Annotated in this window: 29 protein-coding genes and 1 tRNA gene; 13 read left to right on the top strand and 17 right to left on the bottom strand. The window is 63.0% G+C overall.

Features of this window, described 5'->3' with window-relative positions:
* Positions 1–119 precede the first annotated feature (119 nt).
* Positions 120–641 carry a multiprotein-bridging factor 1 family protein gene (locus ACGYLY_RS02855; protein WP_395283072.1) on the bottom strand — a complete coding sequence of 174 codons (522 nt, stop codon included), beginning with the start codon at positions 639–641 and terminating at the stop codon, positions 120–122.
* Positions 642–749: 108 nt separating this feature from the next.
* On the opposite strand from ACGYLY_RS02855, the gene ACGYLY_RS02860 reads away from it, so the two are divergent.
* Both ACGYLY_RS02860 and ACGYLY_RS02865 read left to right on the top strand, forming a co-directional pair.
* A complete protein-coding gene (locus ACGYLY_RS02860; protein WP_395283071.1) occupies positions 750–953 on the top strand; it encodes a molybdopterin-binding protein in 204 nt (67 codons plus the stop codon).
* Between the two features lie 78 nt (positions 954–1,031).
* Positions 1,032–1,385 (top strand): VOC family protein, encoded by a 354-nt coding sequence (locus ACGYLY_RS02865; protein ID WP_395283070.1) that lies wholly within the window; start codon positions 1,032–1,034, stop codon positions 1,383–1,385.
* A gap of 18 nt (positions 1,386–1,403) precedes the next feature.
* Here ACGYLY_RS02865 and ACGYLY_RS02870 read toward each other — a convergent pair whose 3' ends face one another.
* The gene (locus ACGYLY_RS02870; RefSeq protein WP_395283069.1) at positions 1,404–1,598 is read right to left on the bottom strand and encodes a hypothetical protein; all 195 of its coding nucleotides are present in this window, start codon (positions 1,596–1,598) and stop codon (positions 1,404–1,406) included.
* 139 nt (positions 1,599–1,737) lie between these two features.
* Here ACGYLY_RS02870 and ACGYLY_RS02875 point away from each other — a divergent pair, with 139 nt between their 5' ends.
* Positions 1,738–2,139, top strand: coding sequence for an acyl-CoA thioesterase (locus ACGYLY_RS02875; RefSeq protein WP_395283068.1), 402 nt, complete (start codon positions 1,738–1,740; stop codon positions 2,137–2,139).
* A 244-nt stretch (positions 2,140–2,383) separates the two neighbouring features.
* On the opposite strand, the gene ACGYLY_RS02880 is transcribed toward ACGYLY_RS02875, so the two are convergent.
* Positions 2,384–2,468: transfer RNA gene (locus ACGYLY_RS02880), tRNA-Leu, on the bottom strand.
* A gap of 309 nt (positions 2,469–2,777) precedes the next feature.
* Between ACGYLY_RS02880 and ACGYLY_RS02885 the strand changes: the two genes are divergently transcribed.
* Positions 2,778–3,338: a DUF420 domain-containing protein gene (locus ACGYLY_RS02885; RefSeq protein WP_395283067.1), complete on the top strand. Its 561-nt coding sequence runs from the start codon at positions 2,778–2,780 to the stop codon at positions 3,336–3,338.
* 101 nt (positions 3,339–3,439) lie between these two features.
* Positions 3,440–3,616: a hypothetical protein gene (locus ACGYLY_RS02890; RefSeq protein ID WP_395283066.1), complete on the top strand. Its 177-nt coding sequence runs from the start codon at positions 3,440–3,442 to the stop codon at positions 3,614–3,616.
* Between the two features lie 32 nt (positions 3,617–3,648).
* Here the strand turns inward: ACGYLY_RS02890 and ACGYLY_RS02895 are convergent, their stop codons facing one another.
* From ACGYLY_RS02895 to ACGYLY_RS02915, 5 genes are all read right to left on the bottom strand, one after another.
* Positions 3,649–4,200 (bottom strand): hypothetical protein, encoded by a 552-nt coding sequence (locus tag ACGYLY_RS02895; protein ID WP_395283065.1) that lies wholly within the window; start codon positions 4,198–4,200, stop codon positions 3,649–3,651.
* A 57-nt stretch (positions 4,201–4,257) separates the two neighbouring features.
* Entirely contained in the window at positions 4,258–5,721 is a 1,464-nt protein-coding gene (purF, locus tag ACGYLY_RS02900; protein WP_395283064.1) for an amidophosphoribosyltransferase, read from the bottom strand.
* A gap of 162 nt (positions 5,722–5,883) precedes the next feature.
* Positions 5,884–6,060: a 50S ribosomal protein L37e gene (locus tag ACGYLY_RS02905; protein WP_395283063.1), complete on the bottom strand. Its 177-nt coding sequence runs from the start codon at positions 6,058–6,060 to the stop codon at positions 5,884–5,886.
* Complete coding sequence (locus tag ACGYLY_RS02910; RefSeq protein ID WP_007977665.1) at positions 6,057–6,239, bottom strand: LSM domain-containing protein; 183 nt, start codon at positions 6,237–6,239, stop codon at positions 6,057–6,059. Before ACGYLY_RS02910 ends, ACGYLY_RS02905 begins: the two co-directional genes overlap by 4 nt.
* Positions 6,240–6,297: 58 nt before the next feature.
* Positions 6,298–7,365 (bottom strand): M20/M25/M40 family metallo-hydrolase, encoded by a 1,068-nt coding sequence (locus ACGYLY_RS02915; protein WP_395283062.1) that lies wholly within the window; start codon positions 7,363–7,365, stop codon positions 6,298–6,300.
* Positions 7,366–7,478: 113 nt separating this feature from the next.
* Between ACGYLY_RS02915 and ACGYLY_RS02920 the strand changes: the two genes are divergently transcribed.
* A complete protein-coding gene (locus ACGYLY_RS02920; protein ID WP_395283061.1) occupies positions 7,479–7,751 on the top strand; it encodes a hypothetical protein in 273 nt (90 codons plus the stop codon).
* 42 nt (positions 7,752–7,793) lie between these two features.
* The gene (locus ACGYLY_RS02925; RefSeq protein ID WP_395283060.1) at positions 7,794–8,741 is read left to right on the top strand and encodes a zinc-dependent metalloprotease; all 948 of its coding nucleotides are present in this window, start codon (positions 7,794–7,796) and stop codon (positions 8,739–8,741) included.
* Between the two features lie 31 nt (positions 8,742–8,772).
* On the opposite strand, the gene ACGYLY_RS02930 is transcribed toward ACGYLY_RS02925, so the two are convergent.
* The gene (locus ACGYLY_RS02930; protein WP_395283059.1) at positions 8,773–9,828 is read right to left on the bottom strand and encodes a carbohydrate kinase family protein; all 1,056 of its coding nucleotides are present in this window, start codon (positions 9,826–9,828) and stop codon (positions 8,773–8,775) included.
* Between the two features lie 91 nt (positions 9,829–9,919).
* Here ACGYLY_RS02930 and ACGYLY_RS02935 point away from each other — a divergent pair, with 91 nt between their 5' ends.
* Complete coding sequence (locus ACGYLY_RS02935) at positions 9,920–11,059, top strand: Gfo/Idh/MocA family protein (protein WP_395283058.1); 1,140 nt, start codon at positions 9,920–9,922, stop codon at positions 11,057–11,059.
* A gap of 10 nt (positions 11,060–11,069) precedes the next feature.
* On the opposite strand, the gene ACGYLY_RS02940 is transcribed toward ACGYLY_RS02935, so the two are convergent.
* Entirely contained in the window at positions 11,070–11,921 is an 852-nt protein-coding gene (locus ACGYLY_RS02940; protein ID WP_395283057.1) for a translation initiation factor eIF-2B, read from the bottom strand.
* A gap of 118 nt (positions 11,922–12,039) precedes the next feature.
* Between ACGYLY_RS02940 and ACGYLY_RS02945 the strand changes: the two genes are divergently transcribed.
* Complete coding sequence (locus ACGYLY_RS02945; protein ID WP_395283056.1) at positions 12,040–12,345, top strand: hypothetical protein; 306 nt, start codon at positions 12,040–12,042, stop codon at positions 12,343–12,345.
* Here the strand turns inward: ACGYLY_RS02945 and ACGYLY_RS02950 are convergent.
* The 3 genes from ACGYLY_RS02950 to ACGYLY_RS02960 form a co-directional block, all read right to left on the bottom strand.
* Positions 12,342–12,881, bottom strand: a complete 540-nt coding sequence (locus ACGYLY_RS02950; RefSeq protein WP_395283055.1) for a hypothetical protein — start codon at positions 12,879–12,881, stop codon at positions 12,342–12,344. The genes ACGYLY_RS02945 and ACGYLY_RS02950 overlap by 4 nt on opposite strands.
* A gap of 94 nt (positions 12,882–12,975) precedes the next feature.
* Positions 12,976–14,472: an RtcB family protein gene (locus ACGYLY_RS02955; RefSeq protein WP_395283054.1), complete on the bottom strand. Its 1,497-nt coding sequence runs from the start codon at positions 14,470–14,472 to the stop codon at positions 12,976–12,978.
* A gap of 81 nt (positions 14,473–14,553) precedes the next feature.
* Positions 14,554–14,964: an archease gene (locus ACGYLY_RS02960; RefSeq protein WP_395283052.1), complete on the bottom strand. Its 411-nt coding sequence runs from the start codon at positions 14,962–14,964 to the stop codon at positions 14,554–14,556.
* 104 nt (positions 14,965–15,068) lie between these two features.
* Between ACGYLY_RS02960 and ACGYLY_RS02965 the strand changes: the two genes are divergently transcribed.
* From ACGYLY_RS02965 to ACGYLY_RS02975, 3 genes are all read left to right on the top strand, one after another.
* Positions 15,069–15,557, top strand: a complete 489-nt coding sequence (locus ACGYLY_RS02965) for a GNAT family N-acetyltransferase (protein ID WP_395283051.1) — start codon at positions 15,069–15,071, stop codon at positions 15,555–15,557.
* 108 nt (positions 15,558–15,665) lie between these two features.
* Positions 15,666–16,838 carry a DNA primase small subunit PriS gene (gene priS, locus ACGYLY_RS02970; RefSeq protein ID WP_395284167.1) on the top strand — a complete coding sequence of 391 codons (1,173 nt, stop codon included), beginning with the start codon at positions 15,666–15,668 and terminating at the stop codon, positions 16,836–16,838.
* The gene (locus ACGYLY_RS02975) at positions 16,835–17,719 is read left to right on the top strand and encodes a hypothetical protein (protein ID WP_395283050.1); all 885 of its coding nucleotides are present in this window, start codon (positions 16,835–16,837) and stop codon (positions 17,717–17,719) included. Before priS ends, ACGYLY_RS02975 begins: the two co-directional genes overlap by 4 nt.
* 132 nt (positions 17,720–17,851) lie before the next feature.
* Here the strand turns inward: ACGYLY_RS02975 and ACGYLY_RS02980 are convergent, their stop codons facing one another.
* Positions 17,852–18,487: a helix-turn-helix domain-containing protein gene (locus tag ACGYLY_RS02980; protein ID WP_395283049.1), complete on the bottom strand. Its 636-nt coding sequence runs from the start codon at positions 18,485–18,487 to the stop codon at positions 17,852–17,854.
* Positions 18,488–18,672: 185 nt separating this feature from the next.
* Between ACGYLY_RS02980 and ACGYLY_RS02985 the strand changes: the two genes are divergently transcribed.
* Positions 18,673–19,659 carry a medium chain dehydrogenase/reductase family protein gene (locus tag ACGYLY_RS02985; protein WP_395283048.1) on the top strand — a complete coding sequence of 329 codons (987 nt, stop codon included), beginning with the start codon at positions 18,673–18,675 and terminating at the stop codon, positions 19,657–19,659.
* Positions 19,660–19,670: 11 nt separating this feature from the next.
* Here the strand turns inward: ACGYLY_RS02985 and ACGYLY_RS02990 are convergent, their stop codons facing one another.
* The 3 genes from ACGYLY_RS02990 to ACGYLY_RS03000 all read right to left on the bottom strand — a co-directional run bounded on the left by ACGYLY_RS02990 (position 19,671) and on the right by ACGYLY_RS03000 (position 22,783).
* Positions 19,671–19,976, bottom strand: a complete 306-nt coding sequence (locus tag ACGYLY_RS02990; RefSeq protein ID WP_395284166.1) for a putative quinol monooxygenase — start codon at positions 19,974–19,976, stop codon at positions 19,671–19,673.
* Between the two features lie 306 nt (positions 19,977–20,282).
* Positions 20,283–22,544, bottom strand: a complete 2,262-nt coding sequence (locus ACGYLY_RS02995) for a CDC48 family AAA ATPase (protein ID WP_395283047.1) — start codon at positions 22,542–22,544, stop codon at positions 20,283–20,285.
* Positions 22,541–22,783 (bottom strand): hypothetical protein, encoded by a 243-nt coding sequence (locus ACGYLY_RS03000; RefSeq protein ID WP_395283046.1) that lies wholly within the window; start codon positions 22,781–22,783, stop codon positions 22,541–22,543. Before ACGYLY_RS03000 ends, ACGYLY_RS02995 begins: the two co-directional genes overlap by 4 nt.
* Positions 22,784–22,806 lie beyond the last annotated feature (23 nt).

Raw genomic sequence — 22,806 nt, forward strand, 5'->3', positions numbered from 1 at the left:
TCCGAGCGTACCCCTGCTGGTCGATTGGCTCACGCTCCGAGCGGGTCACGGCCGTCACGTGATACGGTTCTGTCGGCGCGCTGGTCATACCCCGTTCTCCGAAACGGGCGGACGAAACGCTACGCCGACTCCGAGAGCGTAACGCCGAGGCGCTCCTCTAACGATTCGATGACCGACCCACCGACGCTCGCGCGGTTCGCCCGGTTCTGTTCGACGGCGAGGAGGTCGTTCTCCTGAACCCCGAGTTCCTCGGCGAGTTCGCCGCGCTGGAGACCTTCCTCCTGTCGCGCGTCGATGACGCGGTCGCCGTAGTCGGAGACGAGATAGGGGAGCGGGTCGCTGTCGTAACTCGTTCCCTCCTCCTCCCAATGGCGCGCATCGCCCTTTCGGGCGTCGTCCATCCTCGCCGTTCGTTGGGCCGCCCTGCGCCGTCGGTCCTGCTCGCTCATGGCGTTCCCGTCGTTGCCGCGCTTCGATTTCGTCGGTTGGGCGGCGTCATTGTGGCTCGCACAGCTATCACAGACCTGTAACGTCGCGCCCGCGACGCTCGCTTCGGTCAGCGAGTCGGACGCCTTCCCGCAGAGTTCACAGGAACCGCCGCTGCCGCCGCCGGACGAGTTCCCCGTCGAATATTTTGCCATACCCCCGTTAGGAAGGGGCTACATTTCAATATCGCGTTTATTCACCGGAGCAAAGTCCGCCCGAACGCTTATTCTCGGTGTCGTCGTGTTCGCTCCGGGGGAACTCGGATGTTAAGCGCACGAAACAGACTCGACGGGGTGGTAGTGGAAGTGGAAACGGGCGACGTGACCGCAGAGGTGGTGCTCGACGTGAACGGCGAAGAAGTCGCGGCCGTCATCACCCGCGAATCGGCGGAGAACTTGGAAATCGAGGAGGGGATGGAGTTGACCGCGGTGGTCAAGGCGACCGACGTGATGCTCCGGTCGGATTGACGCGCCGGTCGAATCGACCGGTGCGGTCGGACTGAACGGGTCGAAACCGGTTTTTCGACCCGCCGCGTCGTCTCGCGTATGAGCGGCATCGTCTTCTTCGCCAGCGAATCCCACGCCGAAACCGTCCCGTTCTACACCGACCGCCTCGGCGCAGAGGTGTGGCTCGAACAGACCGACTGTACGGTGTTGCAGTACGACAACCTGCGCTTTGGCTTCTGCGAGCGCGAGTCGGCGGACACCGACGGCATCCTCACGTTCGTCACCGACGACCGGGATGGCGTGGACGCGTTGTACGACGAACTCGCCGACCGGGCACGCGACCCGCCGGAGGAGAATCCGAAGTACGACATCTACCACTTCTTCGCCGAGGACCCGGAGGGCCGCTCCGTCGAAGTGCAGTCGTTCGACCGCGGAACCGGGTCGGGTCGATAGCGTCCGGGCGGGGCCTGATCATCGCTCCATTTCGTCGGCAATTCGTTCGACGGCGCGAACGAACCGCCAGAACAGGTACAGTCCGAGGAGCGGAAGGGCGATGCCGAACCACGAGAGGAAGCGCCCGGCGAGCAAGACACTGTACAGGAGCGTGAGAACCGCGACGGCGACGATTCCCCAGATGACGTACGATTCCTTGAACTCTGAGGACATGTTTAGTTGCAGTAGTCGAACTGATAAATACATGCCTGTCGAACACCCGTTCCTCGGGGCTGTTCGCATCGACCTCCGGGCCGCGACCCTCTCGGGACGGAACCGACAGATGGTTTAGCCGCTTTCCGCTATGAGTTTCATGGACGAATTCGGCCACACGACCGACATCGAGGTGCGCTATCGCGATCTCGATACGATGGGTCACGTGAACAACGCGGTGTACGCGACGTACCTCGAACAGGCGCGGATGGACTACTTCCGGGACCACCTCGGCCTCACGATGGACGACGTTCGGGGCGTCATCGCACACCTCGAAATCGACTACCACCGGTCGATAACCGCCGAAGATGATGTAACCATCGGGATGGGAATCACTGAACTCGGGAACACCAGTTTCACCATGGAGTACGAGATTCTCACCGGGGACGAGGTGGCCGCCACCGCCGAAATCGTGCAAGTCGTGTTCGACGGCGAGACGGACGAACCCACCGAGATTCCGAGCGAGTGGCGCGACCGAATCGCCACACACGAAGGCTTATAGCCGACGAACCGGATCCGATTTTTCGGCCGAAATCACCTCTCGGGCATGCAAACCGTATCTCACGTTTGGACGACCGCTCACCGGCGGACCCCTATGAGTCAGCGCCGTTACTGTCCGAAAAAACGTCGAATAGAAACGAACCAGCCACTGCTGATGAGTGTTGTTTCAGTAGGATTGTGCGTGGGTGATGTCCACGAAGGAGATCACCTGCATCGTTGATGTCGCGGCGAAGCCGCGCGTGCGATGCGTGGGACCGGATTTGAACCGGCGGACCCCTACGGGACAGCGCCCTCAACGCTGCGCCGTTGGCCTAGCTTGGCTACCCACGCTCGCTGCGTCTGTCTGCACTCAATCGTAGATGGCCGGATAATAAAAGGCCTTTCATTTTCCGCGGCGGAGGCAGGCGTTCGCACGGACATGACAAGGTCCGTCCAATACGCTAATTATTCGTGGATACCATCCTGAATTGATGTCGCTTGGTCTCATCGCCCGCCTAAAAAATACGCGTGTCGACTACGTTTGTCCCGAGTGCGCCCGTGCGTTCGACCTGCCGTTCGACCGATGTCCGGCCTGTGAATGTGACCGACTCTACAAAATCGTGAAGTAACTGGTTTACTGACCCAGCATCAAGACCGAACATGGAAACCTCCGTTCGAAACAACGTTCCGGCGCTGACCGCGCTTTTAAGCATCGTCTCGCTCGCGCTCGTGTTCGGTGCCGTGTTGGGCGTCGTCCCCGAGGACGCGATTCCGCGCGCACCCGCTTGGTTTCTGGAAGCGATTCCACACCTCAACGCCGTCATCAGCGTCGCCGCGATCACCGTCATCGGCACCGCGTGGCACGCGATTCAACACGGCCACCTCGTACGCCACCGCGCCGGGATGCTGACCGGTATCGTCCTGTTCGTCTGCTTCCTCGGACTCTACCTCTACCGCGTCTCGCTGGAAGGCCCGACGGAGTTTACCGGTCCGAAAACCGTAAAGCAGTACGTCTACCTGCCGGTTCTGGCGATTCACATGGTCCTCGCGATGGTGTGCATTCCCCTGCTGTACTACGTGCTGTTGCTCGCGCTTTCCCACCCGGTACGCGACCTCCCGAAGACGAACCACCCCCGCGTCGGACGCATCGCGGCGTCGCTGTGGCTCACCTCCTTCGCGCTCGGCGTGGTGGTCTACGCGTTGTTGTACGTCGTATATTGATTCCCTCAACGACCGTATTGTCCTGTTACAAGCCTTCTAAATGCGAAATAACCGTTTCTAGCCACACGATATTTGCGCACCGAAGCCGTACGCTTTATCCCATGCCAATACCGGGATACGACCCGGACGATTTGGACGAACTGCTCGCGGAGCGACTCGAAGCACTCGACGGTGAGGCCTCCCTGACACCCCGCCAGTGGCGTGAGTACGAGAACGGAGCGAGCCTACTCGACGTGCTGAACGATGCGGATATCGAGCGGTTGTTACACGAGGAATGACGTCGCACAAACGAGTTCGGTAGCGGACGCCGTTAGTCGCTCGGACGAACCCCTGAAACGAGGAATCGGTCACAGAACAGCTCTGCAAGCCGTGGGAAGGCGGCGATTCCGATGCCCGCCGCAACCAGGGAAACCCCGATGGACACGAGTGGCAACGCCAGCGTAGTCGCCACCGTTCCACCGCCGTACGTCGCGACGGCGAGGAGGGCATTGAAGTAGGCGACTCGAAACAGCAACAGGGCGGGAGCCAACGATACCCAGCCTCGCGTCTCCGTCGCTAGCGGCGGGAGCCACCCGCCGCGAATCAGGGCGGCAACGAGAACCATCGTCGTCCACGCGACCAACGCGGAGGTTTTCAGGCCGAAAAACCGGTTCGGAGTGGCGACGCTCACGAAAAAAAGGGCGGGGATGAGCGGAACCGAAACGTCCGCGAAGGCGTAGACGAGATCGTCGAGAAATCGCCCGAAACCGCTCTTTTCGGTCGTCGCTATCTGTCCGTGCCCGAACCAACTTCCCCGACGATTGCTACGGGCGGCACGCGTCGAGCGACAGGGATGGTCGTCCCTGCCGGACGAACTCGGCATAGAACGGGAGATTACACTCGAAGCACCCTAAAACTACGGTCCGTCCGTACCGGGAAATCAGTCGCTCGCGCCTTCGATGACCGGACGCGTCACGTCGCGGTCCGTCTCCTCGCCGTCGATGTCGTAGGGATAGTCGCCCGTAACACAGCCGAGACAGAGTTCGGATCGGGAGACCGAAAGCGCCTCCGCGATGGCTTCCTTCGAGAGGTAGCCGAGGCTGTCGGCAGAGATGGCTTCCCGAATCTCCTCGACGGATTTGTCGGAGGCGATGAGTTCCTCACGGGTGGCCATGTTGATGCCCATGTAGCAGGGGGCGACGATGGGCGGCGCGCCGATGCGCATGTGGACCTCCTCCGCGCCGCAGTCCTTGAGGAGTTGGACGAGTTGCGTCGAGGTGGTCCCGCGGACGATGCTGTCGTCGATGATGGTGACGGTTCGTCCCTCGACGGTGGATTTGATGGGGTTGAGTTTCAGACGAACCGCCCGTTCACGCTCGTCCTGCGTCGGCATGATGAACGTCCGGCCGACGTAGCGGTTCTTCATCAGCCCTTCCGCGAACTCCACGTTCGAACCGTCCTCCTGTGCGGCCTCCGCATATCCCGACGCGAACGCGCGCCCGGAGTCGGGGACGGGCATCACGACGTCGCTCTCGATGCCGCTCTCCTCCCAGAGCTTTCTCCCCAACTCGCGGCGAACCTCGTAGACGAGGTTGCCGTCGATGATGCTGTCCGGGCGGGCGAAGTAGACGTGTTCGAAGAAGCAGTGGGCGGGTTCGTCGCGCTCGACGAGTTGGTAGGTGTCGTAGCCGGCCCCGTTCGGTCGGAGGACGACGAGTTCGCCGGGTCGCACGTCGCGGACGAGTTCGCCGTCGATGGTGTCGATGGCAGAAGACTCGGAGGCGAGGACGTAGCCGTCCTCGACTTCGCCGATGACGAGCGGGCGGTTGCCCTCCGGGTCGCGCACGCCGAGGACCGTCTCGTCGTGCATGATGGCGAGGGAGTAAGAGCCGTGAAGTCGGCTCATCGTCCGTTTAACGGCGCGAACGAGGTCCTCTTCGAGGAGGTTGCGCGCGAGGTCGTGGGCGATGACCTCCGTGTCGCCGTCGGACGTAAACGCGTGGCCCTTTCCGGCGAGTTCGTCGCGTATCTCCTCGGAGTTGACGAGGTTGCCGTTGTGCGACAGCGCGAGCGACCCGCTCTTGAACGAGACGGTGAACGGTTGGGCACAGCTTTTGTCCACGCTTCCGGCGGTCGGATAGCGGACGTGGCCGATTCCGGCGCTTCCCTTCAGGCCGTCGATGTCCTCCTTGCTGAAGGCGTCCCCGACGAGGCCCATCGAAACGTGGTCGTGTTGTTGGAAGCCGTCGTGTGTTACGATGCCTGCCGACTCCTGCCCGCGGTGCTGGAGGGCGTACAGCGAGTAGTAGAGTGGGCGTGCCGCGTCCCGACCCGCGAGTGACGCGCCGACGACGCCACATTTCTCGGTCGGTCCGCCGAGGTCTCCGTCCCGGCCACATGACATAGCTGTCCGTAGCGCGGGACGGTAGTAAAAACCCTCGTTATCGTGCCGTATTCTCCCGCCATCTTCGTAGAAATATGCACGACCATGTGTATCGGGGATTTGAAATGGCCGACGGCTGGTCGAAAGGGAGGTATCGAGAGGTAGAAAATCCGCAGCCGGCGCTTAGTTGTCGCCCGCTTTACTCTGCCACTCGTAGTCGCGTCGTTTGCTCGACTTACCGAAGCCGCACGACGAGCAAACGCTTTTTCTCACGTGATAGGATTTCTCGCCGCAACGGCGGCATTTCACGTGCGTCGTTTTGTTCTTCTTACCCTGGCTTGGAGTTCCTGCACCAGTCATGGAGTGATCGAAACGACGTTATCGCCGCGTATAATGGTTGTGTCTTCGTCTTCGATGACGAGGTTCATGTGTTGGTCGTAGCCGGTCAGCGTGCCGGTGTACTCTTCCCCACCTTTCAACTGCACGGTCACCGCCGAGTTCAGCGACGCTTCGAGAACGTCGAGTGGTCGTCCGCTCATATCAACAAACCCAGTGTTTGTGCTGATAAACGTACCGGAACGATAGCCGGGTTTCCAGTCAGATGTCGACCGCGAATCCGTCCCGGTCGCTTGCTCGCGCCGCGAACTCCGCGAGGAGGTCCGCGGACGCGTCCAAGTCGTCCGTGTCGATGACTTCGACGGGCGTGTGCATGTATCGGTTCGGGAGTCCGAGGTTGAGCGACGGCGTGCCGCCGCGGGCTGTGAAGAAGGCGTCGGCGTCCGTGCCGGTGTAGATGCCCGCCGCCTGCAGTTGAACGGGAATTCCGGCCTCGTCCGCCGCCTCGCGCACCGCCGCGACGACTTCGGGGTGGTTCGCGCTGCCGCGGGCCACGACCGGACCGCCGCCGAGGTCGATGGTGAGGTCGGAAAAGCGCTCCTCGCCGTCCACGTCGGGGCTGTCCATGGCGTGCGTCACGTCGATGGCGACGATGGCGTCTGGGTCGAGGTCGAAACCGACCATCTTCGCGCCCTGCAAACCGACTTCCTCCTGCACCGTACTCACGGCATAGACCGTCGCGTCAACATCCCGTTCGGCCGCGCGGCGGAGCGCCTCGGCGGCGACCCACGTCCCGACGCGATTGTCGATTCCCGGCCCGGCCAGTCGCGTTCCTTGCAGGTCCTCGATGGTCGCCGTGTACGTTATCGGGTCGCCCACGTCGACCAGTTCGGCCGCCTCCGCCTCGCTGTCGACACCGATGTCCACGTGCTGTTCGACGATGTCCTCGAACTCGTCCTCCGCGGTGTCGCGCAGGTGAATCGCCCGCTGACCGACGACCCCGTTGACGGTGCCGTCGTCGGTGTGAATCACGACCTGTTGTCCCTTGGTCACGGTGCGGTCCGTCCCGCCGATGCGGTCGATTCGGATGAAGCCGTCCTCGTCGATTCCGGCGACGATGAGACCGATCTGGTCGGCGTGGCCCGCGAACGCGATGTCGGGGCCGTCGCCCTCCACGACGGCGACGGCGTTTCCGTACTCGTCGGTTCGAACCTCGTCGGCGAACTCGGATACGTAGTCGACCCAGACGCGCTGGCCCGGCACTTCGAACCCGGACGGACTGGGCGTCGTCAGCAGCGTTTTCAAAAACGTGCGTCGGTTCTCGTCCATAGTTGGACTGGTACTGCCGTGTCCCTTCAATCTCTCGAAGCTGCCGATGAAAATTAGATTTTTCGATAATTTCTCCCAGAATGCATAAGAGGACGAGCGTTGAGTGAGTGTGCATGGGGTTTCTGGAACTGCATCTTCACGAACCGGACTTCACGCTCAATACTGGCGAGACGAAATCGACCGACGGATTCGGTCGAGGAAAGCTGAAGTCGGGGCATAAACACGGAAAGCACGGCAAGCACGGAAAGCATGGCAAACACGGAAAACACGAAAAACACGGCGAACACGAGGAGGAAGCGCCATCCATCGCCGGAAAACTCGGGCCGCTCCTCGTCCTCATCATCGTCGTCGCGCTGGCGAAACGGATGAAACGACGGCGGGAGTGAGCAGTCAGAAGGATTTTGTCGGCGTGAGTCCAACATAGCGGTGTGAATCTCTATCGTAGCGTCCGTGCCGTCACCGGCGCGTCCGGCAGCGGCCCCATCGACTGGACCGCGGTGGCCGACGCGGCGAAGGCGGCGACGGACCCCGGGTCGATAGACCTCTCTCCGGCGGAACAGACAGGCTATGCGACCGACGTCCGCGACGCCCGAACCCGCGTCCGGGAGGTATCCGGCGTCTCCTTCGACGTGCCGAGCACCGTCGAAATCCAGAACCGGCACCACTGGATAGACGCGAACATCGCCACGTTCGAGCGCGTGATGGAACCCATCGAGGAGTACGGACCGGACGTGCTCCCCGGTGTCGCCCGCGTTCTCAACACCGGGACGATGTCGTTCATGCTCGCCCTCCTCGGAAACAACGTCCTCGGGCAGTACGACCCGCTTCTCCTCGCCGAGGGCGACGACCATGCGCTGTACTTCGTCCACCCGAACATCAGCCGTATCGCCGAGGAACTGGAGGTCGACTCCGCGCGCTTCCGCCGCTGGATAGCATTCCACGAAGTGACTCACGCCGCGGAGTTCGGCGCGGCACCGTGGCTCTCCGACTACCTCGAACACGAGATGGAGACGGGAATCGAGGCGCTCGCCCACGGCGAAGTGGACCGAAAGGCGTTCAAGCAACTCGACACGGCCATGACGGCCGTCGAGGGCTACGCGGAACTCCTCATGGACGAGGCGTTCGACGACGAGTACTCCGACCTCCGCGAGAAGATAGAGGCGCGACGGAGGGGAATGAACCCGCTGTCGAAACTCGTCCGACACATGCTCGGATTGGGCATGAAACGACGACAGTACGAGCGCGGCAAGGACTTCTTCCAACACGTTGTCTCGGCGCGCGACGTGAAAACGGCGACCCGCGTGTGGGAAGGCCCGGACATGTTGCCGACCGACGACGAACTCGACCACCCCGAACGCTGGTTGGCCCGCGTGTAATCTGCGATTCGTTCGCGTGGACGGCGCTGTTTTACTTCCACTCCTCGCTCAGCACCGTCTCCGTATCGACGGTGGTCGCCGTCTCGACGTACCGCGAGGTGCAGACGTTCGCCAGCGTCAGCGTCGGCTTCCAGTCCCATCCGCTCGCACGGCCGAACGTCAGTCCGCCGGAGAACCGGTCGCCCGCACCCGTCGTCCGTTCGACTGTCGAAACCGTTAGGTTGGGAACGGAGTACGTCCCCTCGCGGGTCGCCGCGATCGCCCGTTCCTTGCCGTGGAATACGACCGCGGAGACGCCCGCTTCGCCCCGAATCCGTTCGAGCGAGTCGGGTTTCGATTCGTCTCCGTCCGCCTCGGTTTCCTCGCTATTCGACGCTCCCCTGTCCGACTCACCGACCGCATCACGGAGTCTGGCCAGTTCGACGTCGTTCACGCTCAGGACGACTTCGAAGCCGTCGTCGAGGTCCGAGAGCGCCGAAAAGTAGTCCGCTATCGTCCCGCTCGTCACGTCCGTTAGGTCGCCGGGATCGAGGACGAACGCGCCACCCTCTTCGCTGCCACCGTCTCCGGCGAGCGACCGCATCACGTCGAGGAGGGCCGGAAACGATGCGATGTTCCCGCAGCACGCCCCGTCGGCGTCGCGTATCGGCGCGAAGTCGCCACCCATCGCGGTTCGCAGTTCGTCCGCCGTCCAGTCGCGAATATCGTCCGACTCCGTCGCGAAGAGGAGGCCGTCGTCCCCGAGTTCCAGGACGGACACGGCCGCCGGATCGCCCATCGAGACGGTCCGAAACGGGAGGTCTTCGAACAGCGGGTCGTCCAGATGGCCGTACAGTTCGGCGCGGCCGCCCAGCGCGTGGACCTGCGTCGCCATGTTCACGGCCTGTCCGCCATTCTCGCGCGATTCCGGTTCGAGGTGGAACGATCGCTTTCCGCGCGCCATTTCGCGTGAAAGTTCGCGTATCGAATCCAAGCGGCCGCGTTCGGAGCGACTCCTCGAATACGAATCGACGCTCCCGTCCGGGAACGTCACGATGGTCGGGGACGGTCTTTCCGATAGCTTCGCGTGGAGTTCGGCGTACGCCACACGGACCGTTCGGCCGCGGTCACGAAAAAGCGGTCGGCGGGGTCGCCGTCACCAACGACTAAATCCCTTCCCGGAGAACGTGAAGACAATCATGACGCTGAAAATCGGCGTGCTGGGGTATCGGTTCATGGGAAAAGCCCACGCGAACGCGCTGGCGCGGTTGCCGATGTTCTTCCCGGACGCACCGGACGTGGAACGACACACGCTCATCGGGCGGGACGAGGAGGCGCTCGCGGAGGCCGCGGACCGACTCGGCTTCGCCGAGACGAGTACGGACTGGGAGGACGTCGTAGACGAGGTGGACGTGTTCTACAACCTCGGTCCGAACTTCGTCCACGCGGACCCGTCCATCGCCGCGCTGGAGGCGGGCGTTCCCGTCCTCTGTGAAAAACCCCTCGCGGCGGACCTCCCCAACGCGGAGCGGATGGCCGACGCCGCGGAATCGGCGGCCGTGCCGACCGCCACGGCGTTCAACTACCGGTACATCCCAGCCATCCAGTACGCGAAGGGACTCATCGACGACGGCGTCCTCGGCGAAATTCACCAGTTCCGAGGCCGCTACCTCCAGGATTGGTTGGTCGATCCCGACGCGCTGTGGTCGTGGCGCAACGACGAGGAACTGGCGGGAAGCGGCGCGCTCGGTGACCTCGGAGCACACACCATCGACCTCGCGCGGTTCCTCGTGGGCGACGTGGAGCGCGTTTCGGGCCACCTCCGGACGTTCGTGGACGAGCGCCCGGTGGAGGGGGAGACTCCGGAGGAGTCTCCGGGAGGCGGTGAAACCGCCGGACACGAAACCAAGCCGGTCACGGTGGACGACGCCTACTCCGCGCAGGCCGAGTTGGACGACGACGTGATGGCGACGTTCGAAGCCTCGCGGTTCGCGAACGGCCACAAGAACGACCACGCCATCGAGATTCACGGCTCCGAGGGGAGCCTGAAGTTCTCGCTCGAACGCCTCAACGAACTCGAAGTCCTACGCGGCGACGACCGCGGCTACGAGACGGTTCTCGTCACCGACGAGTCCGACCCGTACGTCGACCACTGGTGGCCGCCGGGCCACGTCATCGGGTGGGAACACACGTTCGTCCACGAGAACTACGAGTTCCTGTCCGCTGTGGAGAACGGAGGCGAGTACCACCCGAACTTCGCGGACGGGTTGGAAGTGCAGAAAACGTTGGACGCCATCGAGCGAAGCGACGAGAGCGGCGAGTGGGTGGAAGTCGAATAAGGAGTCAGCGTCAGTACTCCCACGTCCCCTCGTCCGTCACGACGGAGTCGAGGAGATCGGTCGGCGTGGCGTCGTAGGCCGGGTTACAGACCGCAAAGCCCTCCGCTGGCTCACGAATCACCTCGCTCGGCGATCGGAAGTCGTTCTCGAACCGAAACGCCTCGCCGACGATTTTCGCGCTGGAACCGACGGACGTAACGGGGACATCGACCTCGTTCGCGGTGGCGACGAGGGGGAACGTGCCGACGCGATTGTAGAGGGTTTCGTCCACGATGCAGTCCATTCCGGTGAACACGCGGTCACACTCGGGCAGGTAGTGTCCCGAAGCGCTGTCGATGATGAGCGTCACGTCCACTTGGTCGATTTCGCCCAGCACGCGGGCGGTCTTGCGTCCGAGGTAGCGCGGCCGGGCCTCCATGACGTACACGTCGAGGTACGCGCCGTCCGCGACGGCCGTTTCGACGGCTTCCAGCACGGTCGAGGAGTAATCGTGGGTCATGATCGTCATGCCGTCCTCGAACAGCGGCGCGGCGTTCTCGGCGGCGCGGCGTTTGGCTGTGACCACCTGTTCGACGACGCTGTCGATGGCCTCCTGAGTGTGCTCTTTGGCGGCTTCGACCGACCCGTTGTCCGCCTCCGTGACCATCGTGACGATGGCGCGCTGGGTCGTGACGAGCGAGGCGTGGGACGGATTCGCGCGGCGAAGCACGCTGCTGTTGTGGTCGAGCGCGCGCTCGAACTCCTCGACGGTTTCGAAATCGCGGTCCACGAGGTCGGAGAGCGCTCTCGCCGCCTTGACCGCGACGGTCGAGGAGCTGTGCGTTTGCATCTCCTGTATCTCCTCGACAGTCTCGTCTATCATGGGCTAACGAAGTCCGCCGGGCTACAAGATTGTTCTGGGTTTCGGGTTCCGTTTCGCCGACTCCCGCGCGACGGAAAGCGACAAACGGTTTACCTCCTCCCGACGCTTACCGTGGATTATGACCGTTCCCGTTCGCTACTACTGCCCTCACTGCGGCGCCATCGCGACGCTGCAACGCGATGCCCGTCTGGCCGACAAATCTGTCACGCCCGACCCGCTCGACGGGTGGGAGTACGCAAACGCATACGACGAGTTCGAGGACGCGGACGGCGTGGAACTCGTCTGCGGCGCGAGCGAAACCGACGGCGACGGCTGTGGCGAACTGTACTACCTCAACTTCGTGCGCTACGAGGAGGGTGAAGAACTCGACCCGGAGGTCCCGCTCCGACCGGAGGACGCGCCGAACTTCGATTTCCGGACTTAGCGTATCCGAAGCCGAAATCCCCATTCGTACGCGTTCTCGTCCGTTCGATAGCGGTCGGAGAACCGATAACTTCCGGACGGGTAGCAGGCGTCCGACTCCTCGTGCGTCAGAACCTCCCATTCGACGTCCGCATCGTCTCCCGGACCGAACCGCCGACGCTCGGTCACACCGTGCCCGTAGGTGTCCGTCGCCCACCAGCAGTCGTCGTGATGGTCGTCCGCGGTGGCCTCGTATTTGAGTACGAGTTTCGCACCGTCGGAACCCGCCGCGACCGTGTCCGCGAACGGCCCCGGATAGGTGAATCCGACCGTGCCGTCTTCCTCGCCCGTGTACTCGAACGTAACTCGAATCCGAGGCGGACGATTCGTCGTTTCGGGGGAGATGAGTTTCGCGGAGAGCGTCGCCGTGAGGCCCGCGGGAACGGGGTCGTTCTCGATGGAGAAACGCGGCTCGCCGCGCGAGAAGCGGAAAACGTCACCGAGACAGCCCCCGATTACACTCGTTCCCATCGCACCGAGCAACGCTCGTCGTCGCATACGGTCGTTTCGTGACGATGGTATCAAAATCTTTTGATTAGTAAACGGAATATTGGGCATTTCCGGGACGGCGAAATTCCCCCGAGACGACGACTCAACCCTTGATATTACAAACCGGGAACGTCCGTGCGACCGTGTCCCCGATCCCGAGCGCGTCGGAAACCCGAACCACCTCGTCAACGTCCTTGTAGACGCCCGGTGCCTCCTCCGCGACCGTCGCGCCGCTTCGGGCTTTGACGAAAATCCGTTCGCGTTCCAACTCGTCTCGCACGTCCTCGCCCCAGTAATCCCGCTTCGCTTGCGTGCGACTCATCACTCGACCCGCACCGTGTGCGGTCGAACCGAACCCGAGTTCCATCGACGCCTCGCCCCCGCGGAGCACGTAACTTCCCGACCCCATGCTGCCGGGAATGATGACGGGTTGCCCCACCTCGAAATACGCGCCGGGAACTTCCGGATGGCCCGCCGGAAACGCACGCGTCGCACCCTTTCGATGGACGAACAGTTCTCGCTCCTCGCGGTCGACGGCGTCGCGATCCCCTTCGGGTCGGCCCTTCGGCCCGACCGTATGAACCTCCTTCTTGGCGATGTTGTGTGCCACGTCGTACAGCAGTTCCATCCCCATCGCTCGCCACGAGCGGTCGAACACCTCCTCGAACACCTCGCGCGTTCTGTGCATGACGAGTTGCCGATTCACCCACGCGAAGTTGATCGCCGCTCCCATCGCCGCGTAGTACTCCTCGGCCAGTCGACTCCCGGCGGGGGCAGCGGCGAGTTCCCTGTCCGGAAGTTTCGACAGCAGGTCGGCGTGTTCCTTCTCGATTTTGCGGAGGTAGTCCGTGCAGACCTGATGGCCCAATCCGCGGCTACCACAGTGGATGAGGACGACGACTTGTCCCTCCGACAGTCCGTACGCGTCGGCGACTTCCTCCCGAAACACGTCCGTCACGCGCTGGACTTCGAGGAAGTGGTTGCCGCTGCCGAGGCTCCCGAGTTGGCCTCTGCCCCTGTTTTTCGCCTTCTCCGAGACGGCCGTCGGATCGCTTTCCTCCCGAACCCCCTCGTCCTCGCAGTGTGCGAGGTCCGCGTCCGTCGCGTACCCGTTCTCCAGCGCCCACGCCATTCCGCGGTCCAACACCTCCTCGACGGTATCGACGTCCGTTTCGACGACCCCGCCGCCGCCCAACCCGGACGGGATGGCGTCGAACAACGCGGCCACGAGTTCCTCCTCGTGGCCGCGCACGTCGTCCATCGTCAGGTCGGTCCGCATCATCCTGACGCCGCAGTTGATGTCGTAGCCCACCGCTCCCGGCGAAATACATCCGTTCTCGGCATCGATTCCCGCGACGCCGCCGACGGGGAATCCGTACCCCTGATGGCCGTCCGGCATGCAGACCGCGTATTTCGTCACGCCCGGCAACTGGGTCGCGTTCCGCAACTGCTGGAGCGTTTTGTCCTCCGCGATTTGGTCGAGAAGCTCCTCGCTGGCGAGGACGCGGGCGGGCGTCCCCATCTCCCCTTCCCGTGGAATCTCCCACACGTACTTACGAACCCGTTCGAGGGTGATGTCCCCCGCTGTGTACGTCGTCATGCGTGCTACTTCGACGCACGCGGTGGAAGGCGTTTCGGGGGTCGGGCACGGCGTCGTGGACCTCGAAGTCGTCTCGCCGGTTCACACGTCGAAGACGACGTAGGCGCGCCACCCGTCGTCCGTTTCCTCGATCGCCATCTCGGAGTAGGTGACGGCCTTTATCTCCCGCGCCATGAGTTTCCTGAGCGGGACCCCACGTGCGCTTCCGCGGACGTACCATTCCCGTCCCTCCTCGGTGACGTTCGCCTCGTTTTCGACGGGGAGTACGGCACGGACGTCGCGCTGGTAGATGAGTTCGTCCAGATAGTCGAAGAGGAGCGCCTCCCGGCTTTCCGCGCGCAGGGCGATGTCGAAGCGAGTTCCACCCGTCGGAATGTCGTCGCACATCGCCGCTGCCATGCCGTCCGCAACGGCGGCGAACGCGGCTGAAATCGTCTCTCCAGTCGCCTCGACTCCGATGTCGGCGGTGTGTTCTCGGAGCGTGTAGTGCATCGTTCGATACACGCTGGCTACCGGTTTTAGGCTTGCTACTCCCTGAATCACGCTGCATTCGTATGCCGGTGGAATTATATTTGTCTGCCTGCTACTCACTCGCAGTGAGCGTAAACATAGACACGCGCGTCGTCGGGCCGGGCGACAGTCGCTACGTCGAGGAGGCGTGGCAACTGAAAGAGCGTATCCGGCAACGTGAAGGCGTGCTGAAACAACGACGGGGGTTTTTCACCGACGCGTACCGGCGGTCGACGGTTTACTGTTACATCACGGAGGGTGAAGACGGCGAGCGACTCGTCGGATTCGCGGCGGCTCGACGGGACGGGTACATCCTCTTTCTCGCCGTCGCCCCCGAGTTCCGGGGCGAAGGGTTCGGTCAACGACTCGTGGCGAAGGTCGCCGACAATCACGCTTCCGTCACCTGCCACGCCCGCTCGACGAACGAAAACGCGCTCGAATTTTACCGACACCTCGGCTTCCACGTCGAGCGCCGTATCGACAACTACTACGAGGACGGTGGCGGTGCCTACTACCTCCGATTGGGCGAGGAGGAAGGTATCGCTAAACGCCTCTCCGATTTCATGCGCGGCTAACTCACGCTCGCTTGCGAATCCGTGCGTGTAACGATAGTATTCCGAACAGCGTTCGCTAAATCCGAAGAAACAACGCTTTAATCAGTCGGGTGTTTCATGAACGTACAGATGGAAGAGCGGACGCGTGCGTATCTTCGAGGCCGGTTCCGGGACCACTACCGAACGGTAGCGCCGGCGCTCCCGCCGGACGCCGACGAGCGCGAGTGGGGGTACATCCCGTGGACTGCCGGGCCCGGAACGACGATGGTTCGACACCACTCGCTCCTCGACCTCGGCACCCTCGGCGGCTTTCTCGAACGCGAGCGACCGCGACACGTCTACTTCTCCGCCGGACGCTACCGCGACCCCGGCGCAGGGACGATGGAGGCGAAGGACTGGCAGAGCGCCGACCTCGTGTTCGACTTGGACGCGGACCACCTGCCGGGCGTGACGCCCGAAACACCGTACGCCGAGATGCTGGCGCGGTGTAAGGACGAACTGCTCGACCTGCTCGACATCCTCGACCGGGATTTCGGTTTCGAGGACATGACGATCGTCTTCTCGGGGGGACGGGGCTACCACGTCCACGTCCGGGACGAGGCGGTCAAGGGATTGGACCGCGAGGGACGGCGGGAAATCGTCGATTACGTTCGGGCGGGTGACGTGGAGTTCGAGTCGCTGGTGCAGACGGAGACGGTCGCCGGACTCGGCCTGAAGAATCCGACGCAGAAACGGACCCTCCCCACCAGCGGCGGATGGGGCGGTCGGGTTCACGCGCACGTCAGTTCGTTCGTGGACGAACTCCTGTCGATGGAGGAAGATGACGCCCTCGAACGGTTGCAGGAGTTCGACGGCATCGGGTCGGGAAAGGCGAAGGGCGCGTACAACGCCGCGACGAACAACCGCCGGGAGATAGACCGCGGGAACGTGGACGTGCATCCCGCGTTCTACCAACTCGCGCGGATTCTGGCCGACGAGGTGTTCGCGGCCCAAAGCGCGTCGGTGGACGAACCCGTCACGACCGACACGCATCGCTTGATTCGCCTGCCGGAGAGCCTTCACGGCGGCAGCGGACTCGAAGTGAAACGGATTCCCCGCGACGAGTTGTCCGAGTTCGACCCGCTCCGTGATGCGATTCCTGAGACGTTCACGTCACACGAGGTGACGGTCGAACTGCCGTCGGAGACGGAACTTTCGCTCGGCGGCGAAAGCTTTAGGCTCCCCGCAGGCAATGTATCTATTCCCGAATACGTCGCCATCTTTCTCATGGTGCGTGACCGGGCAGAAAAGGGGAAAGAATGAATCTCGACGAACTCCGCAGCGTACAGAGCAAGGAGCGCTCGAAGGACAGCCTACAGCATCTGCGTGAGTCCTTCTACGCGGACGTCGGGAGCTACATCCGCGGCCTTCGCGAGGAGCGCGAGCGGGCCGCCGAACGGGCGGACGACCCATTCGATTCCGAGGAAGTCAACCAACTCACCGACGAAATCAAGACCGCGGAGGAAGTGGTCGAGGCGGTGTACGAACGCCGTGTCGGGAAGGTCGTCAAACGTGCAAGCCTCTCCGCGGCCGGGATTCCGGCCGACGAGGAGGGACTGACGAGCGAGGAACAACAGCTGTTTTCGGACCTCGTCGAACGTATCGAATCGAACAAGACGACCGTTCTCGACGTGTTGTCGGGTGACGAGGGGAGCGTCGAATCGACGGCTAACGAACCGGCGAGCGACGCGAATCCGGTTTCGAACGCCGAAACTGATTCCGCCCAACCCGCTTCGGACGACGACCGACCGATCGACGAAGCGGCCGCGATTGCGGGAGAAAACGATGCCGACTATGCAGACGATGCATCGTCCCCCGACGAATCGACACCTCCCGAACCGTCGCCGCCCGACGAGGGGACCGCTCGGGAACCGGATCCACCGGCGGAGACGGCGTCGGTCGGGACGGCGTCGGAAAATTCGGACCGCGACGCGGGCACGGCACCGGAAGACTCCGATGCCGCTCGGGCGTCCGGTTCGGACCTCGAAGCGGACCGGACGACGGTGCGGATCACCCGCGATATCGGCTCGATTCTCGGCGTGGACGAGCGCGAATACGACCTCGAAGCCGAGGACGTGGTCGCGCTCCCGGCCGAAAACGCCGGGCCGCTCATCGAGCGTGACGCGGCGGAACAGATCGATTGAGTTCGGATTTTTCGAACTATCGATTCTTGTCAAAGTCCCAACTTACGGAACTCATTCAGAATCGACACCATAAAAATCCAACCTTCGGCACAGGTGTGCTATAACTCGTTCCGAGCTCGTGACTTGCCGAATTCACGGTAGCGCTTCGCTCACGAACCCCTTGATAATTCGTTCTTCCGTGCGGTGTGCCATGCCGCTCGCCGCACCAGTCGTGATACCGAGTTCCGCTGCCAACTGGGTCAGCGTACAGCGCCGAGGGGTGTCGTAGTAGCCCCGCTCGACGGCTTTGACCACGAACTTCCGTTGAGAGTCCGTGAGGACCCCTTCGTCGCCGTCGAACGACTGTGTGAGCGAGAGGACTTCGAACGTCGCGCCGACATCCCGGAGGCTGTCTCCGAGTCGGGAGAGGTGTTCGTGCGAGACCGTCGCCTCGGCGACCATCTTCCCATCTACGACGGTGACTGGACACACCGGGACGACGCCCGCATCGACCGTCGCTCGATGAACGATGGATTCGGTCGTCGTGTATTGAACGACCGCGATTCGTTCGTCCGCGTGTACCACCTCGTAGGACGTGATTTCCTCGATGCCGTCGAGCGTGGAGCGAACTGCTGGGAGGTCGTCCGTTTCGACTTCGAACACGCCGAACTGACCGTCGCGTGCGCTCGTCACCGTCAGAAGAGTGAACTCGTCGTCGGGGCACTCGGTGGAGAGCCGAGCGAACCATTCCCGTCGAGGCGGCGTGATTTCCAGTCGGACAGTGACCATGACTACACCTCGGCCGGGAGCGGTAATCAACCGCTCCATATATCCCTTAACATGTTTAGACGAGGGATGAATCACGCTCTCGTCGTAGCAACTGATGCATGACGACGAACACGCGACGGGAAAGGGGAAGGAGAGGTACTACGAAACGAACTGATCGAACGCCGGTGAAATCCACCGAAATCGTGATGTCACGGGTAGGAACCGCCGACGTGTTGACCACGCAGCACCGAACGTTGCCCCCTCCTGAGGACGACGAAGCGCTCATCCGCGTCGAAGCCACCGGCGTCTCCTTCGCGGAGGTGCAGATGCTTCGAGGACGGTATTTCAACCAGCCGACGTTTCCCTTCGTTCCCGGTTACGACCTCGTCGGCACGGTGACGGCAGTCGGTGAAAACGTCTCCGACGTGAACGTCGGCCAACGGGTCGCGGCAATCACCGAAACCGGCGCGTGGGCCGACCGAGTCCTCCTCCCGATGGAAACGCTGGCTCCTGTTCCCGACGGGCTTGACCCCGCGGCGATCGTCGCCGTCGTGACGAACGGTGTGACGGCGTGGCAGATGCTCCACCGCGTCGCGAAGGTGCAGAGGGGGGATACGGTCCTCGTTCACGGCGCGTCCGGCGGCGTCGGGACGCTGCTCACGCAACTCGCCAGACTCTCCGATGTTCGCGTCATCGGAACGGCGTCGGCTGGAAAACAGGACGCGGTGCGGGAACTCGGGGCAATCGCGCTCGATTATCGGGACGACGACGTTCCCGCGCGGGTCGCGGAAATCGCACCCGATGGGGTCGATGCCGTGTTCGACCACGTCGGCGGTCCCGGTCTGGTCGATTCGTGGCGGATGCTCGGTCCCGACGGCACGCTCGTTTCGTACGGCGTTGCCGGAACGCTCGACGCCACGGGCCACCGACTGCGCCCGTTCGTTCCGGTTTTCGCCCGACTGCTGTGTTGGAAGGCTCTTCCGAACGGTCGCAACGCGACGTTCTACTACGTGAACCGCTGGCCGAGGTATTTTCGCGGGGACGTCATGCGACTGTTCGAACTCCTTTCGGAGGGAGAACTGAAGGCAACCATCGATGAACGGGTTCCGCTCTCCCGTGCGAGCGAGGCGCTCGAGAAACTGGATTCCGGCGAGGTCACCGGAAAAGTCGTGTTGGTTCCGGACGGCGAATAACGGCCCTTCCGCTACCCCTGTGCCAGAAGCTCCTCGACACCGAACTGGACCGTATCTACGTCCTCCACGCGGGCCTGAATCGTCTCCATCTCGCCATCGACGTAGTCCGCAAGTTCGTCGTTGAACTGTGCGTAGTGGTCCGTCTCGACGTGTTTCTCCACCGCTTCGACGCTCTCGTACTGTTCGAAGAATCGGACCCGGTTCGGATTCTGAACGTCGGTCGTCGCCCAGTAGTTGACCACGCCGTCCTCCGTTTGAGATCGTTCGGTGACGGTCCGTATCGTCTCCAAGGCGTCCGCTCGTCGTTCGGGGTCGATGGGGGATACTCGTCTGGACGATTATCATCAAGTCATCACGATGAACGGATTCGATAAAACAGTTCGGTGAATTACAGTTCACGTGATCCGCTGACAGCAGCGCGATAGGCTATCCACGCAACCACCAGTCACTAGCAACTCTTCCGGAAAATCTCCGATTTTCCGGGCCGACGACTGAATGGAGACGAACGACTCGCTCAGCGAGTCGTTCGTCAAAGTGAAGGAGGAGTGCTTTTGATGAACCTTTTACAGAAAGCCGTCAGGGACGACGGCTGTCGTCCCTGACCGCGACCGTCGTAAAAGGTTCTATTGGAACGTCCGGCCCAACTGTTCTTCCGGTTCGGGTTCCGCGCTGTCGAAGCGCTCTTGGATCTCCGCGTAGCGTTCGCGGGTCTCGTCGGTGACGCTGGGCGTCACCTCGCCGATGGCGTCCTCGAAGTGTTCGGCCGTGATGCGGACGTTGCCGACGCTGTCGGCGATGTCTTCGACAGAGACGCTGTCGATGAACTCGCGGCTCGCGGCCATGGCGGCCTCGCGGCAGACGGCCTCGATGTCGGCACCGACGTAGCCCTCGGTTTGTTCCGCGAGGGCTTCGAGGTCGACGTCGTCGGCCAACGGCTTGTGGCGGGTGTGAACCTCGAAGATGGCGTGGCGCGCCTCCTCGTCCGGCACGGGAACGTGGACGTGGCGGTCCAGCCGTCCCGGACGCAGGAGCGCGGCGTCGATGAGGTCGGGGCGGTTAGAGGTGGCGATAACCACGACGTCTTCGAGTTCTTCGAGGCCGTCGAGTTCGGTCAGGAGTTGCGAGACGACGCGCTCGCTGACCTGCGTGCCACCGCCGCCGTCGCGGCCGCGCTCCGTGGCGATGGAGTCGATTTCGTCGAAGAACACCACGGTCGGGGCGTTCTCGCGGGCCTTGCTGAACACTTCACGCACGCCTTTCTCGCTTTCCCCGACCCACTTCGACAGCAGTTCGGGACCCTTGATCGAGATGAAGTTGCTGTCGCTTTCGTTGGCGACGGCCTTCGCCATCAGGGTCTTCCCGGTTCCGGGCGGCCCGTACATCAGGACGCCTTTCGCGGCCTCCATGTCGAGCGCCTGGAACACCTCGGGGTAGTCGAGCGGCCATTGGATGGTCTCGCGGAGACGTTCCTTGGTGTTCTCCAAGCCACCGACGTCCTGCCACGTCACGTCGGGAACTTCGACGAACACCTCGCGGAGCGCCGAGGGTTCGATGCCCTTCAGCGACTCCTTGAAGTCCGCCTCCGTCACCTTCAGCGACTCCAGTACGTCCGCCGGAATCTCGTCCGAATCGAGATCGAGTTCCGGGCGCACGCGTCGGAGCGCGTTCATCGCGGCTTCGCGAGCCAACGATTCGAGGTCGGCACCGACGAACCCGTGGGTGTTGTCGGCGTACTCCTCCAAGTTCACGCCGTCGGCGAGCGGCATCCCGCGGGTGTGGACCTGCAGGATTTCGAGGCGACCGTCACGGTCCGGCACGCCGATTTCGATTTCGCGGTCGAAGCGACCGCCACGGCGAAGCGCGGGGTCGACGGCGTCGACGCGGTTGGTCGCCGCGATGACGATCACCTCGCCGCGCTCTTCCAACCCGTCCATCAGCGAGAGCAGTTGTGCGACGACGCGGCGTTCCACGTCTCCGCCCGCTTCCTCGCGCTTGGGCGCGATGGAGTCGAGTTCGTCGATGAAGATGATGGCCGGGGAGTTCTGTTCGGCCTCCTCGAACACCTCACGAAGTTGCTCTTCGGACTCGCCGTAGTACTTCGACATGATCTCCGGGCCGGAGATGGTCCGGAAGTAGGCGTCGATCTCGTTGGCGACGGCCTTCGCCATCAGGGTCTTCCCGGTTCCCGGTGGGCCGTGGAGCAGGACGCCCTTCGGCGGGTCGATGCCGAGGCGACTGAACAGCTCCGGGTGGCGCATCGGGAGTTCGATCATCTCCCGAACCTGTTCGAGTTCGCGCTCCAGACCGCCGATGTCCTCGTAGGTCACGTCGGGGCGCGCTTGCCCGCCGGCACCGCCGCCGGACGCTACCTCCTCGGCGGGGCGTTCGCTGATCTGAATTTCGGTGGCGTCGGTGACGACGACCGTTCCGTCGGGGTCGGTTTCCGCGACCTTGAGCGGGATGGACTGTCCCGAGCCCATGCCCATCAGGCCAAACCCGAAGGGGATCGCTTGCCCCTGCGTGATGGCCTGTCCGCTGAGCTTGTCGCGGATGTGGGGCGCGATGTTCCCGCGAATCTGGAGGTTCTGCGGGAGAGCGATCGTCACCCGGTTCGCGGGGCTCACGTCGGCCTTCTCGATGCCGACCTTGTCGTCGATGCCGACGCCGGCCTCCTGACGGAGTTTCCCGTCGATGCGGATGATGCCGCGACCCTCGTCCTCGGGGTAGCCGGGCCAAACCCGCGCGACGGCACGATCTTGCCCACGTCCCTCGATGACAATGTAGTCGCCGTTCTCCACGCCGAGCTCCTCCATGGAGCGTCGGTCAACCGCCGCGAGTCCGCGACCCGCGTCCTTCTGCTTGAGCGGTTTGACTGTAAGTTTCATTGTCCCACCTCGATAGTGAGGACACCGTTGTTGATAAACGCTTGCGCGTCACCCTCCGGTAGTTCGATTTCACTCTGGAAACTCTCGCCGTCGCGCTCCACGACGACGATTGCCGCGTCGTCCAGCACGTCCACCGACACGTCGGCGATGCCGAAATCCGCGACGATGAGCTCTTCGTCACCGTACTCGTAGTGGCGAGCAATACTGTCTTCGTGTTGTGATATTCGTTCGAGCGTCATCTTTAGCTAACCTGTAGTTAGTT

It is taken from the genome of Haladaptatus sp. CMAA 1909 (assembly GCF_043952005.1).
Taxonomy (GTDB): Archaea; Halobacteriota; Halobacteria; order Halobacteriales; family Haladaptataceae; genus Haladaptatus.

What these genes read in the sequence shown, in the direction of transcription:
- ACGYLY_RS02855 (WP_395283072.1), bottom strand. Translation starts at nt 641, where the DNA reads ATGGCAAAATATTCGACGGGGAACTCGTCCGGCGGCGGCAGCGGCGGT.
- ACGYLY_RS02860 (WP_395283071.1), top strand. Translation starts at nt 750, where the DNA reads ATGTTAAGCGCACGAAACAGACTCGACGGGGTGGTAGTGGAAGTGGAA.
- ACGYLY_RS02865 (WP_395283070.1), top strand. Translation starts at nt 1,032, where the DNA reads ATGAGCGGCATCGTCTTCTTCGCCAGCGAATCCCACGCCGAAACCGTC.
- ACGYLY_RS02870 (WP_395283069.1), bottom strand. Translation starts at nt 1,598, where the DNA reads ATGTCCTCAGAGTTCAAGGAATCGTACGTCATCTGGGGAATCGTCGCC.
- ACGYLY_RS02875 (WP_395283068.1), top strand. Translation starts at nt 1,738, where the DNA reads ATGGACGAATTCGGCCACACGACCGACATCGAGGTGCGCTATCGCGAT.
- ACGYLY_RS02885 (WP_395283067.1), top strand. Translation starts at nt 2,778, where the DNA reads ATGGAAACCTCCGTTCGAAACAACGTTCCGGCGCTGACCGCGCTTTTA.
- ACGYLY_RS02890 (WP_395283066.1), top strand. Translation starts at nt 3,440, where the DNA reads ATGCCAATACCGGGATACGACCCGGACGATTTGGACGAACTGCTCGCG.
- ACGYLY_RS02895 (WP_395283065.1), bottom strand. Translation starts at nt 4,200, where the DNA reads ATGCCGAGTTCGTCCGGCAGGGACGACCATCCCTGTCGCTCGACGCGT.
- purF (WP_395283064.1), bottom strand. Translation starts at nt 5,721, where the DNA reads ATGTCATGTGGCCGGGACGGAGACCTCGGCGGACCGACCGAGAAATGT.
- ACGYLY_RS02905 (WP_395283063.1), bottom strand. Translation starts at nt 6,060, where the DNA reads ATGACTGGTGCAGGAACTCCAAGCCAGGGTAAGAAGAACAAAACGACG.
- ACGYLY_RS02910 (WP_007977665.1), bottom strand. Translation starts at nt 6,239, where the DNA reads ATGAGCGGACGACCACTCGACGTTCTCGAAGCGTCGCTGAACTCGGCG.
- ACGYLY_RS02915 (WP_395283062.1), bottom strand. Translation starts at nt 7,365, where the DNA reads ATGGACGAGAACCGACGCACGTTTTTGAAAACGCTGCTGACGACGCCC.
- ACGYLY_RS02920 (WP_395283061.1), top strand. Translation starts at nt 7,479, where the DNA reads ATGGGGTTTCTGGAACTGCATCTTCACGAACCGGACTTCACGCTCAAT.
- ACGYLY_RS02935 (WP_395283058.1), top strand. Translation starts at nt 9,920, where the DNA reads ATGACGCTGAAAATCGGCGTGCTGGGGTATCGGTTCATGGGAAAAGCC.
- ACGYLY_RS02940 (WP_395283057.1), bottom strand. Translation starts at nt 11,921, where the DNA reads ATGATAGACGAGACTGTCGAGGAGATACAGGAGATGCAAACGCACAGC.
- ACGYLY_RS02945 (WP_395283056.1), top strand. Translation starts at nt 12,040, where the DNA reads ATGACCGTTCCCGTTCGCTACTACTGCCCTCACTGCGGCGCCATCGCG.
- ACGYLY_RS02950 (WP_395283055.1), bottom strand. Translation starts at nt 12,881, where the DNA reads ATGCGACGACGAGCGTTGCTCGGTGCGATGGGAACGAGTGTAATCGGG.
- ACGYLY_RS02955 (WP_395283054.1), bottom strand. Translation starts at nt 14,472, where the DNA reads ATGACGACGTACACAGCGGGGGACATCACCCTCGAACGGGTTCGTAAG.
- ACGYLY_RS02960 (WP_395283052.1), bottom strand. Translation starts at nt 14,964, where the DNA reads ATGCACTACACGCTCCGAGAACACACCGCCGACATCGGAGTCGAGGCG.
- priS (WP_395284167.1), top strand. Translation starts at nt 15,666, where the DNA reads ATGGAAGAGCGGACGCGTGCGTATCTTCGAGGCCGGTTCCGGGACCAC.
- ACGYLY_RS02975 (WP_395283050.1), top strand. Translation starts at nt 16,835, where the DNA reads ATGAATCTCGACGAACTCCGCAGCGTACAGAGCAAGGAGCGCTCGAAG.
- ACGYLY_RS02980 (WP_395283049.1), bottom strand. Translation starts at nt 18,487, where the DNA reads ATGGTCACTGTCCGACTGGAAATCACGCCGCCTCGACGGGAATGGTTC.
- ACGYLY_RS02985 (WP_395283048.1), top strand. Translation starts at nt 18,673, where the DNA reads ATGTCACGGGTAGGAACCGCCGACGTGTTGACCACGCAGCACCGAACG.
- ACGYLY_RS02995 (WP_395283047.1), bottom strand. Translation starts at nt 22,544, where the DNA reads ATGAAACTTACAGTCAAACCGCTCAAGCAGAAGGACGCGGGTCGCGGA.
- ACGYLY_RS03000 (WP_395283046.1), bottom strand. Translation starts at nt 22,783, where the DNA reads ATGACGCTCGAACGAATATCACAACACGAAGACAGTATTGCTCGCCAC.